At 69.2% G+C, this 23,968-nt stretch carries 15 protein-coding genes; 7 read left to right on the forward strand and 8 right to left on the reverse strand.

Annotation, left to right across the window (positions count from 1 at the left end):
* Nucleotides 1–10 precede the first annotated feature (10 nt).
* From acnD to prpB, 3 genes are all read right to left on the reverse strand, one after another.
* Nucleotides 11–2,626, reverse strand: a complete 2,616-nt coding sequence (gene acnD / locus NR101_RS10460) for a Fe/S-dependent 2-methylisocitrate dehydratase AcnD (RefSeq protein WP_256775796.1) — start codon at nt 2,624–2,626, stop codon at nt 11–13.
* Between the two features lie 139 nt (nt 2,627–2,765).
* The gene (gene prpC / locus NR101_RS10465) at nt 2,766–3,923 is read right to left on the reverse strand and encodes a 2-methylcitrate synthase (protein ID WP_123730477.1); all 1,158 of its coding nucleotides are present in this window, start codon (nt 3,921–3,923) and stop codon (nt 2,766–2,768) included.
* 27 nt (nt 3,924–3,950) lie between these two features.
* Entirely contained in the window at nt 3,951–4,841 is an 891-nt protein-coding gene (prpB, locus tag NR101_RS10470; protein WP_256775797.1) for a methylisocitrate lyase, read from the reverse strand.
* A 162-nt stretch (nt 4,842–5,003) separates the two neighbouring features.
* Here prpB and prpR point away from each other — a divergent pair, with 162 nt between their 5' ends.
* On the forward strand, nt 5,004–6,614 hold the full coding sequence (gene prpR / locus NR101_RS10475; RefSeq protein ID WP_256775832.1) for a propionate catabolism operon regulatory protein PrpR: 1,611 nt from the start codon (nt 5,004–5,006) through the stop codon (nt 6,612–6,614).
* A 15-nt stretch (nt 6,615–6,629) separates the two neighbouring features.
* Here prpR and pdxH read toward each other — a convergent pair whose 3' ends face one another.
* Nucleotides 6,630–7,229: a pyridoxamine 5'-phosphate oxidase gene (gene pdxH, locus NR101_RS10480; protein ID WP_256775798.1), complete on the reverse strand. Its 600-nt coding sequence runs from the start codon at nt 7,227–7,229 to the stop codon at nt 6,630–6,632.
* Between the two features lie 41 nt (nt 7,230–7,270).
* Here pdxH and NR101_RS10485 point away from each other — a divergent pair, with 41 nt between their 5' ends.
* Entirely contained in the window at nt 7,271–8,098 is an 828-nt protein-coding gene (locus NR101_RS10485) for a kinase (RefSeq protein WP_256775799.1), read from the forward strand.
* A gap of 27 nt (nt 8,099–8,125) precedes the next feature.
* Here NR101_RS10485 and NR101_RS10490 read toward each other — a convergent pair whose 3' ends face one another.
* Nucleotides 8,126–8,329 (reverse strand): dodecin family protein, encoded by a 204-nt coding sequence (locus tag NR101_RS10490; RefSeq protein WP_121038908.1) that lies wholly within the window; start codon nt 8,327–8,329, stop codon nt 8,126–8,128.
* Nucleotides 8,330–8,424: 95 nt separating this feature from the next.
* Here NR101_RS10490 and NR101_RS10495 point away from each other — a divergent pair, with 95 nt between their 5' ends.
* The 5 genes from NR101_RS10495 to mdtD all read left to right on the forward strand — a co-directional run bounded on the left by NR101_RS10495 (nt 8,425) and on the right by mdtD (nt 13,550).
* Nucleotides 8,425–8,967, forward strand: a complete 543-nt coding sequence (locus tag NR101_RS10495) for a shikimate kinase (protein WP_256775800.1) — start codon at nt 8,425–8,427, stop codon at nt 8,965–8,967.
* Nucleotides 8,964–10,073 (forward strand): 3-dehydroquinate synthase, encoded by a 1,110-nt coding sequence (gene aroB, locus NR101_RS10500; RefSeq protein ID WP_256775801.1) that lies wholly within the window; start codon nt 8,964–8,966, stop codon nt 10,071–10,073. Before NR101_RS10495 ends, aroB begins: the two co-directional genes overlap by 4 nt.
* Nucleotides 10,074–10,146: 73 nt before the next feature.
* Nucleotides 10,147–10,398: a WGR domain-containing protein gene (locus tag NR101_RS10505; RefSeq protein ID WP_256775802.1), complete on the forward strand. Its 252-nt coding sequence runs from the start codon at nt 10,147–10,149 to the stop codon at nt 10,396–10,398.
* A gap of 62 nt (nt 10,399–10,460) precedes the next feature.
* The gene (hemE, locus tag NR101_RS10510; RefSeq protein WP_256775803.1) at nt 10,461–11,534 is read left to right on the forward strand and encodes a uroporphyrinogen decarboxylase; all 1,074 of its coding nucleotides are present in this window, start codon (nt 10,461–10,463) and stop codon (nt 11,532–11,534) included.
* Nucleotides 11,535–12,146: 612 nt separating this feature from the next.
* Nucleotides 12,147–13,550, forward strand: a complete 1,404-nt coding sequence (mdtD, locus tag NR101_RS10515) for a multidrug transporter subunit MdtD (RefSeq protein ID WP_256775804.1) — start codon at nt 12,147–12,149, stop codon at nt 13,548–13,550.
* 60 nt (nt 13,551–13,610) lie between these two features.
* Here the strand turns inward: mdtD and NR101_RS10520 are convergent, their stop codons facing one another.
* From NR101_RS10520 to NR101_RS10530, 3 genes are all read right to left on the reverse strand, one after another.
* The gene (locus NR101_RS10520; RefSeq protein WP_256775833.1) at nt 13,611–17,138 is read right to left on the reverse strand and encodes a two-component regulator propeller domain-containing protein; all 3,528 of its coding nucleotides are present in this window, start codon (nt 17,136–17,138) and stop codon (nt 13,611–13,613) included.
* A 125-nt stretch (nt 17,139–17,263) separates the two neighbouring features.
* Nucleotides 17,264–20,449, reverse strand: coding sequence for a response regulator (locus NR101_RS10525; protein ID WP_256775805.1), 3,186 nt, complete (start codon nt 20,447–20,449; stop codon nt 17,264–17,266).
* Complete coding sequence (locus NR101_RS10530) at nt 20,446–23,925, reverse strand: ATP-binding protein (protein WP_256777738.1); 3,480 nt, start codon at nt 23,923–23,925, stop codon at nt 20,446–20,448. The genes NR101_RS10525 and NR101_RS10530 overlap by 4 nt, the downstream gene beginning before the upstream one ends.
* Nucleotides 23,926–23,968: the final 43 nt, after the last annotated feature.

Below are 23,968 nucleotides of genomic sequence, written 5' to 3' on the forward strand. Positions count from 1 at the left end.
GCGGGTGGAATCAGGCGACCTGCGCCGATTCCAGGAAGTCCTGGGCGAACCGCTGCAGCACGCCGCCAGCCTCGTAGATCGACACCTCCTCGGCGGTATCCAGCCGGCAGGTGACCGGCACCCGCAGCTGTTCACCGTTGCGGCGATGGATGACCAGGGTCAGCTCGGCGCGCGGCACGCGATCGCCGAGCACGTCGAAGGTTTCGGTGCCATCGATGCCCAGCGTCTTGCGGTTGACGCCTTCCTTGAACTCCAGCGGCAGCACGCCCATGCCGATCAGGTTGGTACGGTGGATGCGCTCGAAGCCTTCGGCCGCGATCGCCTCCACGCCGGCCAGCCGCACGCCCTTGGCGGCCCAGTCGCGCGAGCTGCCCTGGCCGTAGTCGGCGCCGGCGATGATGATCAGCGGCTGCTTGCGCGACATGTAGGTTTCGATGGCTTCCCACATGCGGGTGACCTGGCCTTCCGGCTCCACGCGCGCCAACGAGCCCTGCGTGACCTGGCCGTCGATCACGGCCATTTCATTGATCAGCTTCGGGTTGGCGAAGGTGGCACGCTGCGCGGTGAGGTGATCGCCACGGTGGGTCGCGTAGGAATTGAAGTCTTCCTCGGGCAGGCCCATCTTCGCCAGGTACTCACCGGCCGCGCTGCTGGCCATGATCGCGTTCGACGGTGACAGGTGATCGGTAGTGATGTTGTCGCCGAGCACCGCCAGCGGGCGCATGCCGGTCAGGCTGCGCGCACCGGCCAGCGCGCCTTCCCAGTACGGCGGGCGGCGGATGTAGGTGCTCTGCGGGCGCCAGTCGTACAGCGGGCTGATCGGTGCGCCATGTTCCACCTTGAAGGTGAACATCGGGTCGTAGACCTTGCGGAATTGCTCGGGCTTGACGCTGGCCTTGACCACCGCGTCGATCTCGGCATCGCTCGGCCACAGGTCCTTCAGCGTGATCGGGTTGCCGTCGGCGTCATGGCCGAGCGCGTCCTTCTCGATATCGAAGCGCACCGTACCGGCAATGGCATAGGCGACCACCAGCGGCGGCGAAGCCAGGAAGGCCTGCTTGGCATACGGGTGGATGCGGCCATCGAAGTTGCGGTTGCCCGAGAGCACGGCGGTGGCATACAGGTCGCGGTCGATCACTTCCTGCTGGATCTTCGGGTCCAACGCGCCGCTCATGCCGTTACACGTGGTGCAGGCAAAGGCGACGATGCCAAAGCCCATCTGCTCCAGTTCGGTCAGCAGGCCGGCCTCTTCCAGATACAGCTGCACCGCCTTGGAGCCGGGCGCCAGCGAGCTCTTCACCCACGGCTTGCGGGTCAGGCCGGCGCGGTTGGCGTTGCGGGCCAGCAATGCGGCAGAAATCACGTTGCGCGGATTGCTGGTGTTGGTGCAGCTGGTGATCGCGGCGATGATCACCGCGCCATCGGGCATCAGGCCATCGGCCTGTTCCTGCTTGCCCGAGGCCAGCTTGCCTTCATCGGCGATGCCGCGCGCAGCCAGGTCGGTGGTCGCCACACGCTTGTGCGGGTTGGACGGGCCGGCCATGTTGCGCACCACGGTGGAGAGGTCGAACTGCAGCACGCGCTCGTACTGCGCGGTGACCAGATCGTCAGCCCAGAGGCCGGTGGCCTTGGCGTAGGTTTCCACCAGGGCGACCTGGGCATCTTCGCGGCCGGTCAGCCGCAGGTAGTCCAGGGTCTGCTGGTCGATGTAGAACATCGCCGCGGTGGCACCGAACTCCGGCGTCATGTTGGATATCGTGGCGCGGTCACCGATGGTCAGCGCGTTGGCGCCCTCCCCGTAGAACTCGATCCACGCACCGACCACGCGCTCCTTGCGCAGGAATTCGGTCAGCGCCAGCACCACGTCGGTGCAGGTGATGCCCGGCTGCGGGCGGCCGGTCAGCTCCACGCCGATGATGTCGGGCAGGCGCATCCAGGACGCCCGGCCGAGCATCACGCTCTCCGCTTCCAGCCCGCCCACGCCGATGGCGATCACGCCCAACGCGTCCACGTGCGGGGTGTGGCTGTCGGTGCCCACGCAGGTATCCGGGAAGGCCACGCCATCGCGCACCTGCACGACCGGCGACATCTTCTCCAGATTGATCTGGTGCATGATCCCGTTGCCCGGCGGAATCACGTCGACGTTCTTGAACGCCTTCTTGGTCCAGTTGATGAAGTGGAAACGGTCTTCATTGCGGCGATCTTCGACGGCGCGGTTCTTTTCGAACGCAGCTTTGTCAAAGCCGGGGAATTCCACCGCCAGCGAGTGATCGACGATCAGCTGGGTGGGTACCACCGGATTGATCTGGGCCGGGTCGCCACCGGCATCGGCAATCGCATCGCGCAGGCCGGCAAGGTCCACCAGCGCGGTCTGGCCAAGGATGTCGTGGCACACCACGCGTGCGGGGAACCACGGAAAATCCAGGTCCTGGCGGCGCTCGATCAGCTGCCGCAGCGAGGCGTCCAACGTGGCCGGGTCGCAGCGGCGCACCAGGTTTTCGGCCAGCACGCGCGAGGTGTACGGCAGCGTGGCATAGGCACCGGGCTGCAGCGCGTCGACGGCGGCACGGGTATCGAAATAGTCCAGCGCGGTGCCGGGGAGGTTCTTGCGGTACTGAGTATTCATGGCTGGCGATAGCTGCTTGTTGGCGGGCCGGGGCGTCGTGACACCGGCGAAGAAGGAGTAGCGACGCCGCAACGGAGCAGACCGGCATCGCGCCGGCCTGTTCCGCAAAGCACCCGCGAACGGGTGCGGTACGTCTGTCTTACTTGCGCTGGTCGATCGGCACGAAGGCCTGGTCTTCCGGGCCGGTGTAGTTCGCGCTCGGGCGGATGATCTTGCCGTCGATGCGCTGCTCGATGATGTGCGCGCTCCAACCGGAGGTGCGCGCGATCACGAACAGCGGGGTGAACATCGCCGTCGGCACGCCCATCATGTGGTAGCTGACCGCGCTGAACCAATCCAGGTTCGGGAACATCTTCTTGATGTCCCACATCACCGACTCCAGACGCTCGGCGATGTCGTACATCTTGACGTTCTGCTGTTCGGCGGACAGATCGCGCGCGACTTCCTTGATGATGTTGTTGCGCGGATCGCTGACGGTGTAGACCGGGTGGCCGAAACCGATCACGACTTCCTTGCGCTCCACACGGGCCTTGATGTCGGCCTCGGCATCGTCCGGGCTGTCGTAGCGCTTCTGCACTTCGAAGGCCACTTCATTGGCACCGCCGTGCTTGGGACCGCGCAGGGCACCGATGCCGCCGGTGATCGCGCTGTACATGTCGCTGCCGGTGCCGGCGATGACGCGGCAGGCGAAGGTCGACGCGTTGAACTCGTGTTCGGCGTACAGGATCAACGAGGTGTGCATCGCCTTGACCCACGAATCCTGCGGCTTCTCACCGTGCAGCAGATGCAGGAAATGGCCACCGATGGAGTCATCGTCGGTCTCCACGTCGATCGCACGGCCGTTGTGGCTCCAGTGGTACCAGTACAGCAGCATCGAGCCCAGGCAGGCCATCAGCTTGTCGGCGATGTCGCGCGCGCCCGGATGGTTGTGGTCGTCCTTCTCCGGCGACACGCAGCCGAGCACGGACACGCCTGTGCGCATCACGTCCATCGGGTGCGCCGACGGCGGCAGCTCTTCCAGCGCGGCCTTGACCGCGGCCGGGATGCCACGCAGCGACTTCAGCTTGGTTTTGTAGGCAACCAGCTCAGCACGGGTCGGCAGCTTGCCGTGGACCAGCAGATGCGCGATTTCCTCGAACTCGCTGGTGTTGGCCAGATCGGCGATGTCATACCCGCGGTAATGCAGGTCGTTGCCGCTGCGGCCGACGGTGCACAGCGCGGTGTTACCGGCGGCGGTGCCCGACAGGGCGACGGATTTCTTCGGCTTGAAGCCGGGGGCGGTAGTGGTGTCGCTCATGATCCCTCCAGAAAACAGTGTGCGGTCTTACTTCTTGGCGGCAAACAACGCATCGAGCTGCTGCTCGAAAGCGTGGTAACCGATACGGTCGTACAGCTCTTCGCGCGTCTGCATCGCCTCCACCACATTACGCTGGTGGCCCTCGCGGCGGATGGTCGCATACACGTTCTCTGCCGCCTTGTTGGCGGCGCGGAACGCGGACAGCGGGAACAGCTGGATGGCCACGCCGGCCGAGGCCAGTTCATCGCGGCTGAACAGCGGGGTGGCACCGAACTCGGTGATGTTGGCCAGCACCGGCACCTTCACCGCATCGACGAAGCGGCGGTAGGTGTCCAGGTCATAGGCGGCCTCGGCGAAGATGCCGTCGGCACCGGCCTCGACGCAGGCGATGGCGCGTTCGATGGCCGCGTCCACGCCATCGACCTGGATGGCATCGGTGCGCGCGATCAGGAAGAAGTCCGGATCGGTCTTCGCATCGGCGGCGGCCTTGACCCGGTCCACCATCTCGCCCTGCGACACGATCTCCTTGCCCGGGCGATGACCGCAGCGCTTGGCGCCGACCTGGTCTTCGATATGGCAGGCGGCCGCGCCGGCCTTGATCAGCGACTTCACCGTGCGCGCGATATTGAATGCGCTGGGGCCAAAGCCGGTGTCGATATCCACCATCAGCGGCAGGTCGCACACATCGGTAATGCGGCGCACGTCGATCAGCACGTCTTCCAGGGTGTTGATGCCCAGGTCCGGCAGGCCCAGCGAGCCGGCCGCGACGCCGCCGCCGGACAGGTAGATCGCGCGATAGCCGGCGCGCTTGGCCAGCAGGGCATGGTTGGCGTTGATCGCGCCGATCACCTGCAACGGCGATTCGGCAGCCAGTGCGGCGCGGAAGCGCGCGCCAGCGGAGGAAACAGGGGTGCTCATTCGGCATTCCATCGTGGTTGACCCCTGTACAGGCGCAAGGGCCGTGCCAAGTGACAAGTGCCTGATTTGATTGAGAGCGGCGCGGGGCAGGCATGTTTCATCATGAAACATTGAAACACCTGTAACATGTCTGGAACTGAAACATTGAAAACGCCCATGTCCATCAGTCTGCCCCGCCACCGTTCGCGCCTTGCCGATCCCGACCCCGGCGCCCTGCCGGTGATCTGGACGGTGAGTGTGTCGCGCCTGACCGGCCTGCTCGGTGATGTGATCCCCGAGTTCGACCGCCGCGCGCGCATCGTGCCGATCAACCTCGGTTTCGAGGAGGCCGTGGATGTCATCGGCCAGCGCCTGCGTCGCGAGCATTGCGACGTGGTGATCGCCGGCGGCTCGAACGCGGCCTACCTGCGCAGCCGGCTGGAGGTGCCGCTGGTACCGATCCAGGCCAACGGCTTCGACCTGATGGAAGCGCTGGCGCGCGCGCGCCGGATCGCCCCGCGGATCGGGCTGGTGACCCATGCCACCGACGTACCTACCTTCGGCAGCTTCCAGCACAGCTTCGGGCTGGATATCGAACACCGTCGCTTCGTCACCCGCGAGGACGCCCGCGACTGCATCGCCGACCTGCGCGCCAACGGCATCGAAGTGATCGTCGGCACCGGCATGGCCATCGACTACGCCGAACAGGTCGGCCTGCCCGGCGTCTTGCTGTACTCGGCCGATTCGGTGCGCCAGGCCTTCGAACACGCATTGGAGCTGACCCAGACCCTGGCCCGTTCCGGCGCCAGCGCACCGCGCCGACGCGGTCCCATCAAACGCCCGCACAGCGACCACGCCCTGCTCGGCGACAGCGCGGCCATGCAGCAGGTGCGCGAGCGCATCGCGCTGTACGCCCCGCACGACAGTACCGTGCTGGTAACCGGTGCAACCGGCACCGGCAAGGAGCTGGTCGCCCGCCAGCTGCACGCCGGCAGCGGCCGACGCGGGCGCTTGGTGGCGCTCAACTGCGGGGCGATCAGCGAATCGCTGCTGGAAGCGGAACTGTTCGGCTACAACGAAGGCGCCTTCACCGGCGCGCGCCGCGGTGGCCGCGTCGGCCTGGTGGAGGCGGCCGATGGCGGCACGCTGTTCCTGGATGAAATCGGCGAATTGCCGCTGCCGCTGCAGACCCGCCTGCTGCGCGTGCTGGAAGAACGCGAGGTGCTGCGGGTGGGCGCGACCGAACCCACGCCAGTGGACGTGCGTGTGATCGCCGCGACCCTGCAGACGCTGGAATCGCTGGTGGAGGCGCAGCGTTTCCGCCGCGATCTGTATTACCGGCTGGCCGCGCTGCGGATCGCACTGCCGTCCCTGCACGAACGGCGCGAGGACGTGCCGCTGCTGGTGGCGCATTTCTTCCGGCTGCTCGGCGCGATGGACGCCCCACTCACCCCCGATGCCCTGCAGCGGCTTGGCGAGTACCCCTGGCCGGGCAACGTGCGCGAACTGCGCAACATGATCGACCGGCTGCGCATCCATTGGCAGCAAGGGCACGGTGAACTGTCGATGGCACAGATGCTGGCGTGGCTTCCCGAACTGAACGGCAGCACGGCATCTTCACCCCCCGCGCCCACGGCGCCGAGCCGGGGCACGCCCGGCACGCCCCGGCCGGACGCGGCCACCCTGCAGCGCCTGCTCGCCGCCTGCGGCGGCAACCGTGAAAAGGTCGCCGAGCAACTGGGGGTCTCCCGTACCACGCTGTGGCGATGGCTGCGCCAGCACGCGCCGGCGTAGCGTTGCGATCGGCCCTTACGGGAACAACATCCGCTTGCTCCACTGCCCGTCCGCATCCGCTTCATAGCACCAGCGCTCATGCAGGCGGAACTGCGCGCCGTACCAGAACTCGATCCGCTGCGGCACCACGCGCAGTCCACTCCAGCCCTCCGGGCGCGGCAGGTCGCGACCCTCGAAGCTGGCCTCCGTGGTGGCCACGCGCGCGTCGAATTCCTCGCGCGAGGACAGCGTTTGCGACTGCAGCGAGGCCCACGCACCGATCTGGCTCATGCGCGGCCGCGAGGCGAAATACGCATCGGCTTCGGCATCCTCCACCTGCTCCACGCGCCCCTCGATGCGCACCTGGATGCCGGCCTCGCGCAGGCTGCGCCACAGGAACAGCAGCGCCGCGCGCGGATTGGCACGCAGTTCGCGGCCCTTGTGGCTGTCCAGGTGCGTGTAGAACACGAAGCCGCGTGCGTCGAAGGCCTTGAGCAGCACGGTGCGCGCCGACGGCTGGCCGCTGCTGTCGGCGGTGGCCACGGTCATCGCGTTGGGTTCGATTTCCGCGCTGCCCTTGGCTTCCTCGAACAGCGCGGCGAAGGTGGACAGCGCTTGGGTATACAGATCGGTCATGGTTGGTTTCTTGCCACCTGATTTGGGTTTATTGTCACCGCATGCCTGCCGCCACGTACATGCCCAGCAACAGAGGCTTTCCGCAAGCCCTGGTCGCGCAGGCGCTGGAGGACGCGCTGGGCGCCGGCGTCGAGGTCCCAGTATTGGCGATCAGCGGCCTGCAGGGCAGCGGCAAATCGACGCTGGCCGCGCAGGTCGTGGCCCTGGCGGAAGCCCGCGGTCTGCGGGCGGCCATGTTCTCCATCGACGATGTCTACCTGACCCGCGCCCAGCGCCAGCGCCTGGCCCGCGAGGTGCACCCGCTGCTGCTCACCCGCGGGCCGCCCGGCACCCACGACCTGCCGCTGGCGCATGCCACCTTCGACGCCATCGCCGCGCGCCAGCCGGTTGTGCTGCCGCGCTTCGACAAACTGGCTGACGAACGCGTCGCACGGTCACTCTGGCCGCGCGTGGACGGCCCACTGGAGCTGCTGGTCTTCGAGGGCTGGTTCCTCGGCACGCCGGCCCAGACCGAGGCCGAACTGATGCCGCCGCTGAACGCCCTGGAACGCGACGCGGACCCGGACGGACGCTGGCGCCACTGGTGCAACCAGGCCCTGGCCGCGGACTACCCCGCGCTGTGGCAGCGCTGCGACCGCCTGTGGTTCCTGCAGCCGCCGGATTTTGCAGTGATCCCGCGCTGGCGCTGGCAGCAGGAACAGAACATGCAGGCCGCCCAGCCCGAGCGCAGCAGCATGAGCCGCGCGCAGCTGGAGCGCTTCGTGCAGTATTACGAACGGGTCAGCCGGCAGGCACTGCGCACCCTGCCCGCCCTGGCCGACCGGGTCATTGCGCTGGACGAGCAGCGTCGCATCGTGTCCCCGGCCTGATCGCCGGGCGGGAACCCCGGCGCCCGATCAGCCCACCAGGAAGGTCACCCGCAGATTGACCCGCCACTCGGTGATGTTGCCCTCGCCATCGGTCACGACCTTGGTTTCATTGATCCAGGCGCCCTGGATACCCTTGACCGTCTCGGAGACCTTCTTCAGTCCACTGCGCACGGCGTCCTCGACGCTGGTCTTGGAGGAGGCATTGATCTCGATGATTTTGGCCACTGACATGGGCACGCTCCGGCAACGCGCGGGACATTCCGCGCTCCCCACGATGGCGGCCTGCGCGTAAAGGCCGTGGCACGGAGATGTTAGGATCGCGGGTAATGAATCCCGCCCCGAACCTGATCCTGATCGGCCCGATGGGCGCCGGCAAAACCTGCATCGGGCGTCGCCTGGCCGAGCGCTTCACGCTGGATTTCGTCGACGCCGACCAGGCCATCGTCGATGCCGCCGGCGCCAGCATCGCGACCATCTTCGAGCACTCCGGCGAAGCCGGCTTCCGCCAGCACGAACGCCAGGTGCTGCAGGCGCTGCTGGCCGGCCGCAACCAGCTGGTCTCCACCGGCGGCGGCGCGGTGCTGGATGCCGGCAATCGCCAGACCATCGCCGCGCACGGCTTTGTGGTGTACCTGCGGGTGAGTGTACCGGCCCAGCTGGAACGGCTGGCGCGCGACCGCACCCGTCCCCTGCTGCAGCGTCCGGACCGCGAACAGGTGCTGCACGAGATGGCCGCGCTGCGCGACCCGCTCTACCGCGAGCTGGCCGACCTCACCCTGGACACCGACCTTTACACCCCCGCCGAGGCCACCGCGCAGCTGGTACTGCGCCTGGCCGCGCAATGGCAGCGACAGGAAACACCCGCATGACCCCCGCCCCCCGCACCGTCGCCGTTGGCGGCGACACCCCCTACACCATCCACATCGGCCCCAACCTGCTGGGCCAGGGCGCGCTGCTCGCCCAGCACGTGCGCGGCCGCCATGTGCTGCTGCTCAGCGATTCGTCGGTGGCGCCGCTATACCTGGCCGGGGTGAAATCGGCCCTGCTCGACGCACGCCCGGACCTGCTGATCGGCGAAATGGTGCTGCCGGCCGGCGAAGCCTCCAAGACCCTGGCCAACTTCGGCGCGGCGATCACCGCCCTGGCATCGCTGGGCGCCACCCGCGATGCCTGCGCCATGGCACTCGGCGGCGGCGTCGTCGGCGACCTGGCCGGCTTTGCCGCCGCCTGCTGGATGCGCGGGGTGGACTGCGTGCAGTTGCCGACCTCGCTGCTGGCGATGGTCGATTCCTCGGTCGGCGGCAAGACCGCCGTGGACATTCCCGAAGGCAAGAACCTGGTCGGCGCGTTCCACCCGCCGCGCGCGGTGATCGCCGACACTGCGGCCCTGCGCACCCTGCCGCCGCGCGAACTGCGCGCCGGGCTGGCCGAAGTGATCAAGTACGGCGCCATCGGCGATCCGCTGTTCTTCCGCTGGTTGCAGGCCGAACACGCCGCGCTGCTGGCCGGCGATGACGCCGCGTTGGCCCAGGCGATCGCGCGCAGTTGCGAACACAAGGCCGAGATCGTCGCCCGCGATCCACTGGAAAAGGGCGAACGCGCCCTGCTCAACCTCGGCCACACCTTCGGCCATGCCATCGAAACCGAACAGGGCTACGGCGCGCCCGGCAACGACAACCTCAACCATGGCGAAGCAGTCGCGGTGGGCATGGTGCTCGCTGCTCGCCTGTCCGCCCGGCTGGGCATGAGCAGCGAGGCCGACACCGACCAGCTGCGCGACCTGCTGCTGCGCTACGAACTGCCGGTGGAAATTCCCGCCGGTCTGGCGCCCGACGCGCTGCTGGCGCGCATGCGCCTGGACAAGAAGAACCTCGCCGGTCGGCTGCGCCTGGTGCTGTGGCGCGGCATCGGCCACGCCGAAGTGGTGGCCGACGTCGACGAAGCCGACGTCCTGACCGTGTTGGCCACCGGCTGAGCCTGCGACCGTTCGCCGCAGGCACGGCGGGCCAGCACGGCCCGTCCCCGCGTTCGCGGCTACAATCGCGGTCATGCGTGTCTTCCTGCAGCAACACCCCAGCGCCACCGAACCGGCGCGCTATCTCCAGCTGACCCTGCAACCGGATCTGTTCGGCGGCTGGGAACTGCTGCGTGAATCGGGCCTGGTCGGCGGTCGCGCGCAGCTGCGGCGCGAGCTGTTCCTGCAGGCTGAGCCGGCCCACCGCGCGTTCGAGAAGGCGCGCGATGCCCAGCTCCAGCGCGGCTACCAGATCACCTACACCAGTGGCGTCACGCCGCGCTGAGCGCCGCAGCCCGTCGCTCCATCACCCCGGCCCTGCGCCACCAGATTCCAAGGAAGCGTTGCATGACCAGCCCCTCCCGCCATGATCGCCTGCTGCGCGCCCTGCGCCGCGAACCGGTGGACTGCACCCCCGTCTGGCTGATGCGCCAGGCCGGCCGATACCTGCCCGAATACCGCGCCACCCGCGGCAAGGCCGGCAGCTTCCTGGCCATGGCCAAGAACCCGGACATCGCCTGCGAAGTCACCCTGCAGCCGTTGCGTCGTTTCGACCTGGACGCGGCGATCCTGTTCTCCGACATCCTCACCATTCCCGATGCGATGGGCCTGGAGCTGTACTTCGTCGACGGCGAAGGCCCCAAGTTCCGCCACCCCGTGCGCGACGCTGCCGCCATCGCCAAGCTGGCCGTGCCGGACATGGAAACCGAGCTGCGCTACGTGATGGATGCAGTGCGCGTGATCCGCCGCGAGCTGGACGGCAAGGTGCCGCTGATCGGCTTCTCCGGCAGCCCGTGGACGCTGGCCTGCTACATGGTCGAAGGCGGCGGCAGCAAGGACTTCGCCCGCATCAAGGCCATGGCCCTGAACGAACCGGCCGCCCTGCACCAGCTGCTCTCGGTGGTCACCGACGCGGTCATCGCCTACCTCGCCGCCCAACGTGCCGCCGGCGCCCAGGTGCTGCAGGTCTTCGACACCTGGGGCGGCGTGCTCAGCCCCGGCATGTACCGTGAATTCTCGCTGCGCTACCTCACCCGCATCGCCCAGGAACTCGAACGCGGCCAGGGCGACCAGCGCACGCCGCTGATCCTGTTCGGCAAGGGCACCGGCCTGCATTTGGGCGCACTGGCCGACACCGGCGCCGACGCCCTCGGCGTGGACTGGACCCTCGATCTGTCCGACGCGCTCGCCCGCACCGGCGGCCGCGTCGCCCTGCAAGGCAACCTGGACCCCGCCACCCTGTACGGCAACCCCGCGGCCATCGAACGCGCCGCCGCTCGGGTGCTCGACAGCTACGCCGACGGCAACGGCGGCTCCCGCGAAGGCCACGTATTCAACCTGGGCCACGGCATGTCCCCGGACATGAACCCCGAACACGTAGGCGTGCTGGTCGAGGCCGTGCACCGGTTGAGCAAGCGCTGATTGGTCTGCGCGGAGGGCAGCCGACCAACGGTCGGCTCTACCCCCAACCACCGCGCCGCCGGCCGTCACACCCAACCGCCCCACCGCGACGGTCACGCCCAACCACATCCCAACCGGCGGTCACATCAAGCCACCGCGCAACCGGCGGTCACGCCCAAGCACACCGCAACCGCCGGTCACACCCAACGACCCCGCCACCGGTAGAGCCACCCCATGGGTGGCTACACGTAGAGCCGGAAAGAACAGCAGCCACGCGAGCCCGTGTATCGGTTGATGTAAGCGTTGATCGATCGGCGCCGAAGGCAGCCGACCAACGGTCGGCTCTACCCCGCACCATCCCACAATCACACCCAACCACCTCGAAACCGGCGGTCACGCCCAACCATCCCGCAACCGGCTGGGCCACCCGATGAGTGGTTACCAGCAGCACCAAAAGAACAGCGGCCACGCATGGCGTGGCTCCACCGCTGTTGCCATGCACACCGACAGAGTATCGGGGCTGGCTCTCCAGCTTCTGAAACAACTTTGCCAATCCAGTCCACAACCCCATCTTGACCGCACCCTGATCCCGCATCGGCGATCATGTGCCCCTCGTTGATGAAGGTGCGCACGATGACGACCAGCAGCTACGCCTCGATCCGGCCCCTGTTGTGGCTGGTATCGCTGGCGATCTTCATGCAGATGCTGGACTCCACCATCGTCAACACCGCCCTCCCCGCCATGGCCCGCAGCCTCGGCGAAAGCCCCCTGCAGATGCAGTCGGTCGTTTTCAGCTACGCCCTCGCCGTGGCCACCTTCATCCCCGCCTCCGGCTGGATCGCTGACCGCTTCGGCACCCGGCGCACCTTCCTCGTTGCCATCATCCTGTTCACCCTCGGCTCGCTCGCCTGCGCCCTCGCCCAGACCCTGCACCAGCTCGTCGGCGCACGCGTCCTGCAGGGCGTCGGCGGCGCCATGCTGCTCCCCGTCGGCCGCCTCGCCGTCATGCGCTCGGTCTCGCGCGAAGAGTTCCTCCGCGCCATGAGCTTCATCGCCATCCCCGCCCTCATCGGCCCGCTCATCGGCCCCACCCTCGGCGGCTGGCTGGTCGAAGTCGCCTCCTGGCACTGGGTCTTCCTGATCAACCTGCCCATCGGCGTCATCGGCTACATCGCCGCCATGAACGTCATGCCCGACCACTACGCCGAGCATCGCACCCGCTTCGACCTGGCCGGCTACCTCATGCTCGCCTTCGGCATGGTCGTGCTTTCCCTCGCCCTGGACGGCATCTCCGGCATGGCCACCCCGCACGCCCTGGTCATGCTCATGACCGTCGCCGGGCTGGCCGCCCTCGTCGGCTACTGGCTGCACGCGGCCAATTCCACCGCACCGCTGTTCTCGCTGGCCCTGTTCCACGTGCCCAGCTACCGCATCGGCATCCTCGGCAACCTGTTCTCGCGTATCGGCAGCAGCGCCATGCCCCTGCTCATCCCGCTGCTGCTGCAGGTCGGCATGGGCATGAGCCCGATGAATGCCGGCCTGCTCATGATCCCCGTCGCCGCCGCCGGCATGCTCTCCAAGCGCTACGCCGTCAAACTGGTCGAACGCTTCGGCTACCGAAGGGTGCTGATGGTCAATACCGTGCTGGTCGGCTTGGCAATGGCCAGTTTCATCTTCATGACACCTGGCCAGCCACTGTGGGTGCGCATCGTCCAATTGGCCCTGTTCGGCGCGGTGAACTCGCTGCAGTTCACCGTCATGAACACCGTGACCCTGCGCGATCTCGACCGCGATTTCGCCAGCTCGGGCAACAGCCTGCTGTCGATGGTGATGATGCTCGCCACGGGCTTCGGCGCCGCTGCGGCCGGCAGCCTGCTGGCCGCGTTCGACCACCTGGATGCCCTGCGCGGCGCCACCGCCGCCCTGCACGCCACCTTCGTCTGCGTCGGCGCCATCACCCTCACCTCCACGCTGATCTTCTGGCAGCTGCCCGACACCCGCCCCTCCCCGCGCGATGTGGAAGAGGTCGCTGAGTAGCATCGACCGTTGATCCGGTGATCAGCACGCGGTCCTTGGCCCGGTGGCCTGCCCCGCCGCTTAGCCGCGCGCCGTGCGCAACGCCCGCGCGATCGCCTCCACCAGCAGCTCACCGGTCACCGGCTTGCGCAGGAAGCCCTGCATGCCCGCCGCGCGCACCTGCTGCTCGATGCCCGGGTCGGTACGCGCGGTCACGGCGATCATCGGCATCTCGTAGCCCTGGTTGTGCAGGTGCCCGGCCAATTCGATCCCGCCCAGCCCGGGCAGGTCCAGGTCCAGCAGCACCACGTCGAACGGCGTCTCGCTGACCTCACGCAGCGCCGCCAGCGCGTGCTCGGCATGCACCACCTGATGCCCGCGCGCGCCGAGCAGCCCGCTGATCACACTGGCCACGGTCGCATCGTCTTCCACCAGCAGAATCCGCATCGGCGGCAGCTGCTGGCCGTCGCCGCCCCCTGCGAAGCCGGCCGGCGCGGCGACAATATGCAGCGGCAGCGGCAAGGTCAGGCTGAAACAGGTGCCCACCCCCAGTTGGCTCTCGATACCGACCTGACCCTGCATCGCCAGCGCAAGCTCCCGGCAAATTGCCAGCCCCAGCCCGCTGCCACCATATTGCGCGGCCGTCCGCGCGCCATCGGCCTGCTCGAAACGGCGGAACAGCCGCTGCTGTTGATCGCTGCTGATCCCCGGGCCCGTATCGGAAACCTCGAAGTACACCCCGCGATCGGCAGACAAGGTCATCGCCTTCAGGCGTACCTCGCCGTGCGTGGTGAACTTGACCGCATTGCCCAGCAGGTTGAGCAGGATCTGTCGCACCCGCACCGCATCGCCGACGCTGCCCAGACCCTTCGGCAACTGGTTGTCGACCACGAAACGCAGTTGCTTCTGCTCGGCCAGCGCCGCCATCAGGGTGCACACGTCGTCGACCAGGTTGTTCACGTCGAACGGCTCGGCCTGCAGCTGCAACCGTCCCGATTCGATCCGTGCCAGATCCAGCGCATCGTTGACCAGGTGCAGCAGGTGTTCGCCGGCATGCCGGATCGATGCGGTCCAGCTGCGCTGCTGCGGATCCAGCGCCGAGCCCAGCAACAGCTCGCTCATGCCCAGCACGCCGGTCATCGGCGTGCGTACTTCATGGCCCAGGTTGGCCAGGAAGCGGGTCTTGGCGGCCGAGGCCTGCTCGGCCAGTTCCTGCTTCTGCAACGCCAGCTGGTACGCGTGCTTGCGTTGCAGGCGACGCCGATACAGCCACGCGAACAGACTCATCAGCAGCAACGCCAACGAGGTCAACACCAGCAGGCCCGACAAACTGCGCCACCACGGCGGCTGCACCCGGAATTCCAGCGACTGCACCCGCGACCACACCTGGTCGGCCGAGCGCGCCTGCACCTCCAGGCGGTAACTGCCCGGTGGCAGGCGCGAGAACACCCGCTCGCCAGCCGGGCCGACGTCCACCCAATCCGGGTCGTAACCGGCCAGTCGGTAGCGATAGCTGTTGGACGAGGAATCGGCGAAGGACAGCAACCGCGCGACGATGCGCAGGTCGCGATCGGCGTCGGCGATTTCCAGCGGGGTGAGATGGGTCAGGTCGGCCACGCGGTCGCCGCGCCGCACCTCCACCCGTTCGATCACCAGCGGTGCACGCCGGTTGGACGGCCGCACCTGGCGCGGATCGAACACCACCACGCCGGCCGGCGTACCGCCGACGATGCGGCCGCTGGCGGTACGGGTCAAGGTGCTGCGGCGGAACTCCTGGCTGGGCAGGCCATCGTGCACGCCATACAGACGCACGTTGCCCATCTGCGGATCGACCCGGATCAGGCCACGCGCACTGGCCGCCCAGACCACGCCCTGCGCATCCACCACCAGCCCGGTCGCCGAGACGTCCGGATAGCCCGCACCGCCGCCGATGACCGCCTGCAGCAGCAGCCGGCCGTTCTGCCAGCGGTACTGGCCCAGCCGTCCTTCCTGGGACAGCCACACGCTGTCGTCGGCGGCGGTGGCCACCGCATGGATCGCGCCCGGTGGCGCGCCGGGGACCGGCTCGAACCGCGACCGCGCCGGCACCCAGTGCAGCAGCCCCTGGTTGGTCGCTGCCCACAGGTGGTCCTCGCTGCCGCACATCAGGTCGAGCGCGATCTGCCCCTCCGCCAGTCCCGCATGTCCGGCGGCAATGCGGTGCAGTACCCGACCTTCCAGATCGCGCTGTTGCAGTCCGGTCGACGCGGCGCTCCACAGCCGTCCGCCATCGCACAGCGCCAGCGATTCGATCTGCCCCTCCATCGCCGCATCCACCGCCGCGTCGTTGCCCCACCGCCGCAACGCTGCCTCCTTCGGGTCGTAGCGCAACAACGCATCGCGCGAACCGATCCAGACCCGCCCCAGCGCGTCTTCCTTCACCGATTGCAGCCATTGGTTGCCGTCCACCCAGGTACGGTGCTGCGCCACGCGGCCGGTGACCGGGTCGAACTTGTCCAGCGCCCCGTGCGTGCCCACCGTCCACACCCCGCCATCGGCGGCGGCAGACATGCCCAGCACGTAGCCGTTGCGTAGCGAGGACGGATCATCTTCCAGCCGCGACAACACCGAGAACTGCCACCAGCGCGGCAGCAGGTGCCACAGGCCGCTGTTGGTGCTGGCCAGCCAGATCCCGCCCTCACGGTCCTCGTAGGCACCGGTCCAGTTCGGTCGCACCTGGCCGCGCGCCACGGCGCTGTACAACGGCACCTGCTGAAACTGGTTGTCGTAGGCGCGGCCCAACCCGGAGCGGGTATCGAGCCAGTAGCCGCCCTGTTCGTCGCGCAGCATCATGCCCAGGATCTGGTCACGCGCATCGACCTTCCACGGCGCCGGCTCGATGCGTCCATCCGGACGCCGCACCACCACCCCGGCATTGGTGGCCACCCACAGGCTGCCGTCGAGCTCGGCGGTAAGGCCGTTGATCAGCTGTTCGTGCAGATAGCGGCTGGACACCCGCTCGAAATCATGCCCGGTCCAGCGCGCCAACCCGGCCTTGGTCCCCACCCAGAGGCTGCCGTCGCGGGTAGTCGCCAATTGCGTAACCGAGGCGGACGGCAGGCTGCGTGGATTGCCATGCTCGGGCATGAAACGGGTGACCTTGCCATTGCGGTCGAGCCGGTGCAGGCCGCCTTCATAGGTGCCGAACCAGACCGTGCCATCGGCGGTGGAGGTAATGCTCCAGATCGTGTTGCTGCCGATCACCGGGTGGCTGGCGCGGTCGAAGAAACGCAGCTCGCGCCGATCGGCCGACATCATCGCCAGTCCGGCGTTTTCGGTGCCGATCCACAGCTGGTTGCGCGCATCCACGTGCACGCTCCACACATGGTTGTCGCGCAGCCCATCCTCGGCACGCCACACCCGGTAGTTGCGCCCGTCGTAACGGGCCAGGCCGTCGTTGGTGGCGATCCACAGGTACCCGTAGCCGTCTTCGGCCATGCGATTGACCGTGTTGGACGGCAATCCGTCGAACACGGTGAGCTGGCGGGGTGTCGGCGGCACGGGCTGCGCGTGGCCGAGCAGCGGCCAGAGCCATGCGATCCCGATCAGGAGCAGCCAACGCAAAGGCACCACCAGTGGATCTCCCGACTCTGTCCGTGGATGCTCGCCAGGGTTGCGACCGCACCGCAGCGCGGTGGGCCGAGCCTGGGGCCAGGTCCGCATGGTAAACGGTTCGCTGCGTGGCGACGATCCACTCAGCCCGGAAGCAGCATACGCACCGCCGCGTACAGTTGATCGCCGTCGACCGGCTTGTGCAGCACACCCGCCGCCCCGGCGACGGCCGCGCGTTCGGCCAACCCGGGTTCGCGCCGCGCGGTCAGGATCAACACCGGTACCTGGCAGCCCTGCGTGCGCAGCATGTCCAGCAGCTGCCAGCCATCCACGCCCGGCAGATCCAGGTCCAGCAGCATCACATCGACGCGCGCCGCTGCCACCTCGGCCAGCGCCGCCAGTGCATGCCCCGCGATCACCACGTGTGCACCGCGCGCGCCCAACACCCCGGCGTGGACCTGGGCAAGTAGCGGATCATCTTCGACCAGCAACACCCGCCATGGCGCGCCTGGCTCGCCGGCCGCGACCCCACGGCCGGGGGCTGGTTCATCGTCGCCGTCCGTGCCGGGCGCCAGCGGCAGACGGAGTACCAGCCGCCACCCCGTCCCGGAACGCGATACCACCCGCAGTTGCCCGTCCAGGGCTCGCGCGCAGGTCTGCGCGCGCTCCAGCGCCGCCCGCATCACCGTCTCGGCCGGCATCGGCAGGCCTGCCATCGGCGCGGCCTGCAGGTCCAGCAGCATCCCGCCACGACCGGGCAGCCAACCGACCTGGACCGCGATCCGGCAGGCCGACAGCGCGTCGAGCAGACCCTCGATCATCGCCTCCAGCAGCTGCCGCAGACGCTGTGGATCCCCGCCCACCCGCACGGGCCCGGGCAGGTGCACGCATGCCGCAAAAATGCTGCCCTGCGCGCACAGCGCCAGCTGGGTATGCTGTCGCCAGCGCTGCAACACGCTGAGCAGATCGAAGCGGGACCATTGCAATGGCACCCGTCCGGCGTCCATGCGCGCATCATCCAGTGCGTCGTCGAGGATGGCCAGCAGCTGCCGTCCACCGCGCTGGATGCGCGCGACACACCGGCGCTCCCGCGGTGCCAGCGTCGAGGCAAGCAGCAGCTCGCTCATCCCGAGCACGCCGGTGAGAGGGGTGCGTATCTCATGCCCGAAGGTGGCCAGGAAGCCAGCCTTGGCATCGGCGGACTGCTGTGCCCAGCCCCGTCGCCGCGCCACGGCGCGTCGGGCGCGCATCCGCGCCACGCTGCGCCACAGTCCCCAGCCCATCACCACGCACAGCGCCAGCAGCGCGGTCAGGCGCGCAGCCCGCACGCCGGGATGCTGCCAGTCGCTGCGCTGCACGTGCAGCGCCAGCTCCTGCAGGGTCGACCAGCGTCCATCGCCGCCGCGCTCCTGGTACTGCAGCACATGCTGGCCCGGCGCCAGCTGCGGAAAACCGATCGTGCCGCGACTGCGGGTCCGGCTCCAGCCCTGTCCACTGTCACGCAGCCGGAACCGGTACTGCTGCCGTGGATCGAGCTGCGCCGACAGCACCCGCGCGGTGATCTGGATATCGCGATCGTGCGCATGCAACTGCAGCGGCCCCAGCGGGGGCACGGTCAGCAGATGCTCGCCGCGACGCAGCTGCACGCGTTCGATGACCAGTGCCGGCGAGGTCATTGGCCGTGCCAGCTGGGCCGGATCGAACGCCACCGCAGCGCCCTCCTCTCCAACAGCCAGCATCGTACCCGCGTCCGCCTGCAGGCGCGCGTGCATCACCGCTTCGGGAACGCCGTCGTCCCGTCCATACAGGCGCACCTCGCGGCGTGCCGGGGCCACCCGCAGCAGTCCGGTACCGGCGGTGGCCCACAGCACGTCGCTGCCGTCGGTGGCCATGGCCTGCAGCTGCAGCGGCGGCAGGCCGTCACGCTCGTCCAGACGAAGACGCTGCTGCAGCGCGCCGCGCCGCCACCGGTAGCGGTAGACGACCCCGGCAGCGGCGATCCACAGGCCACCGGCAGGATCGACATGCAGCGCCGTGATGTCCGACGGCGCGCCTGGGACGGTCACCAAGCGCGCCCCATTCCAACGCTTCAGACCAGCCGCCCCGCCCAGCCACACGCCGCCGTCCTGCGCGCAGTGCAGCGACACGGGCCCCTGCACCGGCACGCCACGGGTATCGGCAAGCGGCCAGCGTGCGACCCGTCGTCGATCGGCGCCACGCCGTTCGAGCGCGCCATCGCGGATCCGCCAGTAGCGATCCTCGGCGCAGCTCAACTCCGCGCTGGACCTATGCACCGCGGGGATGAAACCCTCCAGGCCACGTTGTCGCTGCGGCGCCGGTTGTGCACGGAACTGCCGCCAGAGCGGCGGCAGACGCCACACCCCCAGATGCGTCCCGAGCAGCCACGCACCGCCCTGGCGATCCTCGAAGGCCCGCCGCAGCCGTGGCATCGTACCGTCGCCGGCCGACGCCAACCCGACCGGCGCCGCCGCGCCAGCCCCTGACGGCTGCCGCCATACCCGTTGCCCGTCAGCCCACCACTGCGCATCCTCGCGGCCGATGCCAAGCAGGCGCGCATGCCGATGCAGGGCTACCGCCTGCACGCGCGTGCCACCCTGCACGCGCCAGCGCCCGACGGCGCTGCTGATCCACGGCACACCACCGGCATCGACACCCATGCCGGTGATCGGCGCGGTGGCGAGGGCGGCAACGGCGGGCCGATGGAAGCGACCGTCGTCCCAGCGCGCGAGCCCCTGTGTGGTCCCCACCCAGAGACCACCGTCGGTATCGTGGACGAGATGTTCCACATCGCCGGGCGGGACGCCGTCGCCGCGCAGCGTGGGCAGGTACTGACGCAGGCGCTGCTGCGGGTCGAGCCGGAACAGTCCCGCGCCGCGCGCGCCGAACCAGACGCCGCCCTGTGTATCGGCGAGCAGCACGCTGATCGCCGCACCGGCCAGGGCGGGGTGGCGGCTGCCGCCGAACGCATCGATGCGGGTGCGGTCCGCGGACAGCCGCATCACCACGCCCCGGCCGGTCCCCATCCACAGCCGGTCATGCTCGTCCAGCGCCAGCGCCAGCAACTGGTTGTCGACCAAACCCTGTTCGCGTCGCCAGATCCGGAAGTGACGCCCGTCGAAGCGCGCCAGGCCATCGTCGGTGGCAAACCACAGATAACCGTGCCGATCCTCCACCACCTGATGCACGGCATTGGAAGGCAGCCCATCCACCGTGGTGAACCGGAACGCTTCGGGCAACTGCGCCCGCGCACTGCCCCCGGTACAGAGCAGGAGCAACAGCGCGGCCAGCATCCGGCGCAGGAGCGTCATCGCGGGTCCGTGCAGGCGCGCAGCGCCACCGCCAACGCCTCGCCGCTCAACGGCAACCGCAGGAACCCACTGAACCCGGCCGCCAGCGCGTCGCGCTCGGCCGCTGCATCGGCACGCGGGGTCAATGCAACGCGCGGTACGCCGGGCCAACAGCGCGCCAGCAAGGCAGCGACCCGCTCGCCACTGATGCGCAGATCCGGATCGGCAACCACCAGGTCGCAGGCAACGGCCGGCCACGCTGCAACGTCCTCCGCCACCTGGGGCAGGCAGACCACGTGCTGTCCCTGCGCCCGCGACAGGGCCGCGACCACCGCCGTGGTATCCGCATGCGGCAGCAACAGCACCACGCGCCGCGCCGGCGCGCCCGTCCCGTCGGGTGCACCCGCCGGCGTCGCCAGTGCCGGCGGCCCGGCGACATCCGGCAGCGGCAACCGCACCTCGAAACGGCTGCCCTGGCCCGGCCGAGTGTGGACCTGGATGTCCCCGCCCATCGCCTGGGCCAGCTCGCGACTGATCGCCAGCCCCAGTCCGCTGCCGCCATGGCGTGCGAGCGTGACCGCACCGTCGGCCTGTTCGAAACGCTGGAACAGGCGCCGCACCTGCTCGGCGCTCATGCCCGGGCCGGTATCGGTCACCACCAACACAAGACCACGGCCGCCCGCGCCGCACCTGGCGGATACCTGGACACTGCCCTGCGCGGTGAACTTCACCGCGTTGCCGATCAGGTTCAACAGGATCTGGCGCAGTCGCCGCACATCGCCCAGCAGCCATCGCTGCGGGTCGATGCTGCTGTCCCAGGCCAGGCGCAGCTGCTTGGCCGCAGCCACCGGCAGCAACAGGGCGTGCAGTTCATGCAGCAGTGCCGCCGGGGCGAACGCGCCGGGCTGCAGGTGCAGGCGTCCGGCTTCGATGCTGGCCAGGTCCAGCGCATCATCCACCAGTTGCACCAGGTGCCGGCCGGCGCGATGCAGGCTGTCGGCCTGTGCCCGCTGCCGCACGCTCAGCGGTGCCTGCAGCAGCAGTTCGCTCCAGCCGCAGACCACCGTCATCGGCACCCGGATGCGGTGTCCCAGCCGCCCCAGGAAACGGGTGCGTTCGGCCGAGACCCGTTCCGCACGGCGGTGCTGCAGACGCGCTGAAAGCAGGCGCCGCCGCCACCGCGCCAGGCGGGTGCCGGTACGGCTCGCCGTCAGCAGCGCGAGTGCGCCCGCCAGCGTCAGGCCGATCCTGCCGGGCAGGGTCTGCCACCATGCCGGCGCCACCTGCAGCGCAACGTCCCGCGGCGCCGACCAGGGCCCATCGCCATGCCGCGCCTGCACCGCCACCACATGCTCGCCGACAGGCAGGCGCGCGAAGATGCGCTGCGCTACCGGGCCGGTGTCCACCCAGTCCGGATCCTGTCCGGCCAGACGGAAGCGATGCTGAATGCGATCCGGATCGCCTGGGCCCAACAGGTTGACCGCAATCTGGATGTTGCGATCGGTACTGGACAGCGACGTCGGTGCCACTCCCGGGCGCAGGTTAAGCGCCGTACCGCGCCGCTGCAGTCGGACCGCATTGATCACCAGCGTCGGTACCGGTTGCGGTTGCCGCACGCTGCCCGGCTCCAACAGCAACAGCCCGCCTTCGCGCACCGCCGCGGCCAGCGCGCCGGTCGCCACCCGCACCAGGCGCTGGCCAAGAATCTCCTGCACCGGCAGGCCATCGGCGCTGCCCAGTACGCACACCTGACCGTCACCCGGGTCGAGTCGGATCAGGCCACGCGCCGCGCCGGCCCACACGGTGCCGTGCGCATCCACCGCCAGCGCGTCGGCGCGCAGCAGCGGATAGCCGGCCGCCGCATCGAAGCGGCGCACTCGCCGCAGCCGTTGACCCTCCCAGCGGTGCTGCTCCAACGCGTCCTGGCGGCTGAGCCAGAGGCTGCCATCGTCGCCCTCGGCAACGGCGGCCAGCGGCGTGCCCTGCACTTCGGCGGCCACAAAGCGCCGGCGTGTCGCATCCCAGTACTTGAGCCCTTCGCGGTCGGTCGCCCACAGCATCCCGGTGCGGTCGCACAGCAGTTGGCGCGCCGCCCGGCCACGCGCAAGACCCAGCGCCTGCGGTGCATCGGCATGCAGGCGCACGCCGCCGGCCGACCACTGCTGGATCTGTTGCGCGTGGGCCAACCAGACGCTGCCATCCGGACACGCCTGCAGGTGCATTGCCCCGTCGCCGGACGGCAGCGCCAGCGGCCAGCGCCGGACCTCGCCGCGGGCCGGGTCGTAGCGCAGCATCTGCCCGGCGCTGGCGATCCACAGACGTTGCCGCGGGTCTTCGGCCATGCCCACGGCCACCGCACTGAAGCCCTCGTGCGGATACGTCAGGTGATCGCTGCTGGCACCGGTGCGCAGGTCCAGCCGCTGCAGACGTCCCTGGCTGCCGGCCACCCACAAACGCCCGTCGCGGGAAGCGGTCAGCGCGAGCGCGTAATGACTGCGGATACCCGGCAGGCCGTTGGCCGCGGCCGGCAATGCGGTGAACGCGCGCCAGCGCGCCGGCAACCGCCACAGCCCGTGCGCACGGCTGAGCAACCAGATGTCGCCGCGCTGGTCCTGGAGGGCCTGGCGCATCTCCACGCTGCGGGCACGTGGGCCATGCACGGGGCGCAATGCCACCGGCTGCGCGCGTGGCCCGCGATGAAGCATCAGGCCGGCGGCCTGCTGTTGCCACAGCACACCGTCGGCGCTGCGCAGCAGCGGTCGACCCGGCGCGACCGGCTGCAACGCGCCGCCATCGGCAGCAAGGGTCCAGGCCGTGTCCGTGCTGCCCACGTGCATACCGCCGTGCGGGTCGGGCCAGAGCGTGTGCACGGCCACGGTCTGCACGCCGACGCGCTGGGCGCGCCCGTCGCGGATGCGACGCAGCCCTTGCGAAGTGCCCACCCACAGCATCCCGTCGCGATCCCGGGCCAATGCGGTGACCGCATCGGCCGCGGTGTCCACGCGCTGCCAACGCGGGTTGTCGCTGGCGTGGCGGTACAGGTGGCGGTCCGCCCCGATCACCCACACCGCGCCATCGCCGCTGCTGGCAATGGCGTGGATGGTGCCGCTGCGTACCGCCAGCGGCGCCTGTTCGTCGGGACGTTCGAAGCCGCTGCGATCGGCAGGCATCATCACCACTCCCTGCGACGCGGTGCCCAGCCACAGCCGATCGTGGGAGTCGATGTGCAGTGCGTGCAACACGGCATCGACCAGCCCGTCCTCGCGCCGCCAAACCCGTGCGCGCCGCCCATCAAAGCGCATCAGGCCGTCGCTTCCGGCCAGCCACAGATAGCCGGTCGCGTCCTCGGCCATGGCCTGCATGCCGGCGTTCGGCAGGCCCTCGCGAAGCCCCAACTGGTGCGGCCACGGCAGGTCGAGCACGGTGGCGGCCATGGCGCACGGCCACACCGCGAGCAACGCAGCCAGCCAGAACCCGCACTTCCAACGCCGTGCCACACCGCAGGCCACCGGTTACGTCAACCACGTCACAGTCATCGCA

It is taken from the genome of Stenotrophomonas sp. Ste86, from assembly GCF_024519465.1.
Lineage (GTDB): Bacteria > Pseudomonadota > Gammaproteobacteria > Xanthomonadales > Xanthomonadaceae > Stenotrophomonas.

Excerpts from the sequence above, each read along its gene's own strand:
- acnD (WP_256775796.1), bottom strand. The coding sequence starts at position 2,626 with ATGAATACTCAGTACCGCAAGAACCTCCCCGGCACCGCGCTGGACTAT.
- aroB (WP_256775801.1), top strand. The coding sequence starts at position 8,964 with ATGACCCCCGCCCCCCGCACCGTCGCCGTTGGCGGCGACACCCCCTAC.
- mdtD (WP_256775804.1), top strand. The coding sequence starts at position 12,147 with ATGACGACCAGCAGCTACGCCTCGATCCGGCCCCTGTTGTGGCTGGTA.
- NR101_RS10505 (WP_256775802.1), top strand. The coding sequence starts at position 10,147 with ATGCGTGTCTTCCTGCAGCAACACCCCAGCGCCACCGAACCGGCGCGC.
- hemE (WP_256775803.1), top strand. The coding sequence starts at position 10,461 with ATGACCAGCCCCTCCCGCCATGATCGCCTGCTGCGCGCCCTGCGCCGC.
- NR101_RS10495 (WP_256775800.1), top strand. The coding sequence starts at position 8,425 with ATGAATCCCGCCCCGAACCTGATCCTGATCGGCCCGATGGGCGCCGGC.
- pdxH (WP_256775798.1), bottom strand. The coding sequence starts at position 7,229 with ATGACCGATCTGTATACCCAAGCGCTGTCCACCTTCGCCGCGCTGTTC.
- prpC (WP_123730477.1), bottom strand. The coding sequence starts at position 3,923 with ATGAGCGACACCACTACCGCCCCCGGCTTCAAGCCGAAGAAATCCGTC.
- NR101_RS10525 (WP_256775805.1), bottom strand. The coding sequence starts at position 20,449 with ATGACGCTCCTGCGCCGGATGCTGGCCGCGCTGTTGCTCCTGCTCTGT.
- NR101_RS10490 (WP_121038908.1), bottom strand. The coding sequence starts at position 8,329 with ATGTCAGTGGCCAAAATCATCGAGATCAATGCCTCCTCCAAGACCAGC.
- prpB (WP_256775797.1), bottom strand. The coding sequence starts at position 4,841 with ATGAGCACCCCTGTTTCCTCCGCTGGCGCGCGCTTCCGCGCCGCACTG.
- NR101_RS10485 (WP_256775799.1), top strand. The coding sequence starts at position 7,271 with ATGCCTGCCGCCACGTACATGCCCAGCAACAGAGGCTTTCCGCAAGCC.